The sequence below is a fragment of the Pantoea sp. MBLJ3 genome, from assembly GCF_000816655.1.
Taxonomy (GTDB): Bacteria; Pseudomonadota; Gammaproteobacteria; order Enterobacterales; family Enterobacteriaceae; genus Pantoea; species Pantoea eucalypti.
In genome coordinates, this window is record NZ_JSUT01000014.1 from 1 (window position 1) to 5,456 (window position 5,456).

Annotated in this window: 4 protein-coding genes, 4 tRNA genes and 1 rRNA gene; 1 reads left to right on the forward strand and 8 read right to left on the reverse strand. The window is 50.3% G+C overall.

The window, feature by feature from the left end; translation table 11 throughout:
* The 5 genes from NP77_RS18485 to NP77_RS18505 all read right to left on the reverse strand — a co-directional run.
* Positions 1-759 (reverse strand): elongation factor Tu (locus NP77_RS18485; RefSeq protein WP_039661167.1); only part of this gene is annotated, 759 nt, incomplete at its 3' end.
* A gap of 108 nt (positions 760-867) precedes the next feature.
* Positions 868-943: transfer RNA gene (locus NP77_RS18490), tRNA-Thr, on the reverse strand.
* A gap of 5 nt (positions 944-948) precedes the next feature.
* Positions 949-1,023, reverse strand: a tRNA-Gly gene (locus tag NP77_RS18495).
* 190 nt (positions 1,024-1,213) lie between these two features.
* Positions 1,214-1,298, reverse strand: a tRNA-Tyr gene (locus NP77_RS18500).
* A gap of 7 nt (positions 1,299-1,305) precedes the next feature.
* Positions 1,306-1,381, reverse strand: a tRNA-Thr gene (locus tag NP77_RS18505).
* A 777-nt stretch (positions 1,382-2,158) separates the two neighbouring features.
* Here NP77_RS18505 and coaA point away from each other — a divergent pair.
* A complete protein-coding gene (gene coaA / locus NP77_RS18515; protein WP_033743664.1) occupies positions 2,159-3,106 on the forward strand; it encodes a type I pantothenate kinase in 948 nt (315 codons plus the stop codon).
* 42 nt (positions 3,107-3,148) lie between these two features.
* On the opposite strand, the gene birA is transcribed toward coaA, so the two are convergent.
* The 3 genes from birA to rrf all read right to left on the reverse strand — a co-directional run bounded on the left by birA (position 3,149) and on the right by rrf (position 5,408).
* Positions 3,149-4,108, reverse strand: coding sequence for a bifunctional biotin--[acetyl-CoA-carboxylase] ligase/biotin operon repressor BirA (birA, locus tag NP77_RS18520; RefSeq protein ID WP_008927172.1), 960 nt, complete (start codon positions 4,106-4,108; stop codon positions 3,149-3,151).
* Positions 4,105-5,142 (reverse strand): UDP-N-acetylmuramate dehydrogenase, encoded by a 1,038-nt coding sequence (murB, locus tag NP77_RS18525; protein WP_008927171.1) that lies wholly within the window; start codon positions 5,140-5,142, stop codon positions 4,105-4,107. The genes birA and murB overlap by 4 nt, the downstream gene beginning before the upstream one ends.
* A gap of 150 nt (positions 5,143-5,292) precedes the next feature.
* Positions 5,293-5,408 (reverse strand): 5S ribosomal RNA (gene rrf / locus NP77_RS18530).
* Positions 5,409-5,456: the final 48 nt, after the last annotated feature.

Genomic DNA, 5,456 nt, shown 5'->3' on the forward strand with positions numbered 1-5,456 from the left:
TTTCGCAGTATCTTTGATACCCACGATTTCAACTTCGTCGCCGACTTTAACGATGCCGCGCTCAACACGACCGGTAACAACAGTACCACGGCCAGAGATTGAGAATACGTCTTCGATTGGCAGCAGGAACGGCATGTCGATCGCACGGACTGGATCCGGGATGTAGTTGTCCAGGTGTTCAGCCAGTTCGATGATTTTCGCTTCCCACTCAGGAACGCCTTCCAGCGCTTTCAGAGCAGAACCACGAACGATTGGGGTGTCGTCGCCTGGGAAGTCGTACTGTGACAGCAGGTCACGTACTTCCATCTCTACCAGCTCCAGCAGCTCTTCATCATCAACCATGTCACACTTGTTCAGGAACACGATGATGTAAGGAACGCCAACCTGACGACCCAGCAGGATGTGCTCACGGGTTTGTGGCATTGGGCCATCAGTCGCAGCAACAACCAGGATCGCGCCGTCCATCTGCGCAGCACCGGTGATCATGTTTTTCACATAGTCGGCGTGGCCTGGGCAGTCAACGTGAGCGTAGTGACGTGCAGCAGTCTCATACTCAACGTGAGCGGTGTTGATGGTGATACCGCGGGCTTTTTCTTCAGGTGTGCTGTCGATCTGATCGAATGCACGAGCCTGGCCGCCGTTGGTTTTAGCCAGTACGGTAGTGATAGCTGCAGTCAGGGTGGTTTTACCGTGGTCAACGTGACCGATGGTGCCCACGTTTACGTGCAGTTTGTTACGTTGAAATTGCTCTTTAGCCATCGCTAGTCCCTCTAAGACACGGATATATCAATGATATCATCACATTAACCAGGCATTGCCTGACTGCAAGGAAGTTACAGAGAAAATCAGGAGGGAGATTAAAGGAAGTGGTGCTGATACCCAGAGTCGAACTGGGGACCTCACCCTTACCAAGGGTGCGCTCTACCAACTGAGCCATATCAGCACATCTGGAGCGGGCAGCGGGAATCGAACCCGCATCATCAGCTTGGAAGGCTGAGGTAATAGCCATTATACGATGCCCGCATCCTGGAACTCGGCTACCTGTTCTTTCTGTAGCTTGCAGATAACAGTGAATGTTTCTCTGCTATCTACTGTCTGCCAGCGAAGCTGACCGACGTTGACTTCGCTAACGCTCAGTCTGAATTCAGGGTGATAAGTGACTCACCTGACAGATAAACAGGTTGTTTACCTGTACTCAACCGTGAGGCTGAGATGGTGGTGGGAGAAGGATTCGAACCTTCGAAGTCTGTGACGGCAGATTTACAGTCTGCTCCCTTTGGCCGCTCGGGAATCCCACCTACTTGATGGTGCCGGCTACCGGAATCGAACTGGTGACCTACTGATTACAAGTCAGTTGCTCTACCAACTGAGCTAAGCCGGCATCAAGTGGAGCGCATTCTAGGAAGGTCGGGCCTTCGATGCAACTAAAAAATCACTAATTTTGTTCTATCGCTTACTATTTGTGCAAATCATCGCATTCTGGCGTTTTTGTGCAGAATATTTGTGCGATCTGGTCCTGTTTTTACACCGCCCACCCTGCCTCGCTATCGTCTCCTGCTGCTCTGGCATGCTCTTTTTAAGGTAAAATATTCCGCCCATCGCCTTTTTATTTTGCGCAGCCTGTTCTGAGTGATGCTTTTTTAACCCTTATCGGCGTTTTTTTTCGTGCACTTAAGATATCTGCAGAACAGGGAGACGTTTTTGTCCTGCATATCTTTCTCGCTGGTACGACGATAACGGTAAAAAACGGTTCCAGTGTCTCGCAGATCTTTATTCTTCAGTCGGGAAATATACGCTGCATATTGAATGTATGCGCTTTTAGCCTCTCTGTACGCCGTTACAGCTCTATTGGGTCATACAGGGCGCGACTGCTATTTAAGGCAGATAAAAGCCGCACATAAGCTTTGATGGCCCGTGTAGCACTATACGTAGTGATACAGCTGTCAGAATTAGCGTTATTATGATGTTTTGTGGGTATACCGACGAAAGCGTGATCACGTTTATCTTTTTACTTCTGTTAAAAGCCATACTGGTGATACCCTCCAGCCCATTGTTCTCACTGATAAACCAGCGATTCGTGATTTATTTCACCTGTGCTCTCCTGCTTATCGGATGACACGCGGTTGATAGCAATGAATTTGCGGTCAGATGCATGCTTATGGATAAAACGACCCCCCTGACAACGCCTTATTTAGAGTTCACTCGTGAGCAGTGGGCTGCATTACGTGATTCCGTTCCTATGACACTGTCAGAGGAAGAGATCGCGCAGCTGGAGGGCATCAACGAGGATCTCTCGCTGGAGGAGGTAGCAGAAATTTATCTGCCACTTTCGCGTCTGCTTAATTTCTATATCAGCTCTAATGTTCGTCGGCAGGCTGTACTGGAGCAATTTCTCGGCACCAATGGCCAGAAAATCCCCTATATCATCAGTATTGCGGGCAGCGTAGCCGTCGGTAAAAGCACGACTGCGCGTGTATTACAGGCGTTGCTCAGCCGCTGGCCTGAACATCGTAAAGTAGAATTGATCACGACGGATGGCTTTCTTCATCCCAATGCCGTGCTGAAAGAGCGCGGATTAATGAAGAAAAAAGGGTTTCCGCAATCTTATGATATGCACCGGCTGGTCAATTTCGTCTCCGATTTGAAATCAGGCGCCAGTCAGGTCACAGCACCGGTCTATTCGCATCTGATTTATGATGTCATCCCTGATGGCGATAAAGTGGTTCAGCAGCCTGATATCCTTATTCTGGAAGGTCTGAATGTATTGCAGAGTGGCATGGACTATCCCCATGACCCACATCATGTCTTTGTTTCAGACTTCGTTGATTTTTCTATCTATGTCGACGCTGAGGAAGAGCTGCTGCAAAGCTGGTATATCAATCGATTCCTCAAATTCCGCCAGGGTGCATTTACCGACCCGGACTCTTACTTCCACCATTATGCCCAGCTCTCAGAAGCGGAAGCAGTAGAGATAGCGGGCAATTTATGGAAAGAGATTAACTGGCTAAACCTGCGGGAAAATATCCTGCCAACACGCGAACGGGCCAGCCTGATCATGACTAAAAGTGGCAATCATGCGGTCGACAGGGTTCGCTTGCGTAAATAACCGCTCCAGTAAAAAAGCCTGCATTAGTGCAGGCTTTTTTGATCAGAGAGGACGTAGAGATATTTCTCCGCCCACCCAGGCTTTTATTTCGCCATCCTGCTCAAGTAACAGGCCACCCTGACTGTCAATGCCCCGCGCAATACCATGCACTTCACGTTCACCAATGAGCAATTTAACAGGCCGGTGAATAAAGTTATCCAGCACCATCCAGCGTGTAACAAAGGGCGTTAACCCTTCCTGCTCAAACAACGGCAGGGCTTCGCGCAGATTATTTATCAGATGGGCGGCCAGCTCATTGCGGTTAACGGATACACCGGCTTCCTGCAGGTTAATCCAGCCCTGATTAATCTGCGATGCATCGGCTGTACGCATAGCAAGGTTAATCCCGGCCCCCATGACGATATGCGCGGCATCACCCGTTTTACCGGTCAGTTCGACCAGAATACCTGCCAGTTTGCGATCGTTAAGGTAAATATCATTGGGCCATTTGACGCGAACATCATCAGCCCCTAATGAACGTAATGTCTCAGCAATGATAATACCAATCACAAGACTAAGACCCATCGCCGCAGCGGGTCCCTGCTCCAGACGCCAGTACATAGACATGTAGAGATTAGCGCCAAAGGGAGAGAACCATTGACGCCCACGACGGCCACGACCAGCCTGCTGATACTCAGCGATACAGGCAGCACCCGACTCCATCTCATGCATGCGCTCCAGCAGATACTGATTTGTGGAGTCAATCACCGGGATAACAGAGATATTGCCCTGCTTAACCTGAGCGACAATTGCCTGCTCATCCAACAGCTGCATCGGGGCAGAGAGACTGTAGCCCTTCCCTGTCACGGTATAAACGTCAAGTCCCCAGCTTTTTAAGGTCTGGATATGCTTGTTAATGGCTGCGCGACTCATGCCCAGTGTTTCACCCAGCTGTTCGCCAGAATGAAACTCACCGTCAGATAAAATATCGACCAGCTTTAGCGGGATACTGTTGTCTTTCATGCGATTACCCCGACAGCATTGCACTCGCCCTGTGCCTGAATAAACCGCACCTCAGGCTCCAGCCAGACATCAAACTTTTCACCCACCTTCGCACGCACGGTTTTTGCCAGCGCAACGATATCGTCAGGTGTGGCATTATCAGCATTAATCAGCACCAGAGCCTGTTGCTGATGAACGGCGGCACCGCCGATACGATAACCTTTCAACTGACACTGATCGATAAGCCATCCGGCTGCCAGCTTGGTTTCACCATTCGGCATCAGATAGTGTGGCATAGCTGGAAAATGCGCCAGCAAGGCGCTGCACTGCGCCTCGGTAACGACCGGATTTTTGAAGAAGCTGCCTACATTCCCGGTCACTTTTGGATCCGGTAATTTGCTCTGCCGCATCTGGCACACCGCGTGATAAACATCCCAGGCGCTAGCCGTTACCGGATTCAGAGTCTTCAGATCACCGTAGGTCAATACGGGCTGCCATTGTTTAGGCAGGATTATCCCGACCGCGACGATGACATAACCTCTCTGATAGCGATGCTTGAAAATGCTGTCACGATAGCCAAATTCACAGGCTTCACGATCGAGACGCTCTGTCTCACCACTGTCCAGGTTAAGCACATCCACATATTCGCAGACATCTTTTAATTCCACACCATAGGCGCCAATGTTCTGAATCGGTGCAGAACCCGTCATTCCAGGGATTAATGCCAGATTCTCCAGGCCAGTGATCCCTTTTTCCAGTGTGCTCTTAACCAGCTGATGCCAGTTCTCACCTGCTCCGACATGCAACTTCCAGTACTCATACTCATCCTGAATGTTGATGCCTTTAATGCGGTTAAGTACCACAGTACCAGCGAAATCATCCAGAAAGAGGACATTGCTGCCTTCACCAAGCACCATGAAAGGGGTTTGATCACGCTGGCTGGCCTGCCATGCAGCCAGAATGGCAGCTGGCGTCTCAGCAACGATGCGTTTCTGTGTATGTACTTCAAGCCCAAGCGTATTGTCGGCTTTTAAGGAAGGATGCTGGCTGGACATTTGACGACCTTTACTGAGTTATCTGGGCGTAGTTTACCGTATCAGGGAGGGGTTCTCAGGCTGTTTTCGGGGATTATGATGAGGTTTTTCACGATCTGCAGACGTAAAAAAGCCCCGCACTTTCGTGCGGGGCTTCTTCACTTATATAATGCCTGGCAGTTCCCTACTCTCGCATGGGGAGACCCCACACTACCATCGGCGCTACGGCGTTTCACTTCTGAGTTCGGCATGGGGTCAGGTGGGACCACCGCGCTAAAGCCGCCAGGCAGATTCTGTTCTCCGCGCCGCCCCTTAAGGCCGCGCAGATTATTATC

Coding starts and splice junctions, on each gene's coding strand:
- coaA (WP_033743664.1), top strand. CDS start 2,159: ATGGATAAAACGACCCCCCTGACAACGCCTTATTTAGAGTTCACTCGT.
- birA (WP_008927172.1), bottom strand. CDS start 4,108: ATGAAAGACAACAGTATCCCGCTAAAGCTGGTCGATATTTTATCTGAC.
- murB (WP_008927171.1), bottom strand. CDS start 5,142: ATGTCCAGCCAGCATCCTTCCTTAAAAGCCGACAATACGCTTGGGCTT.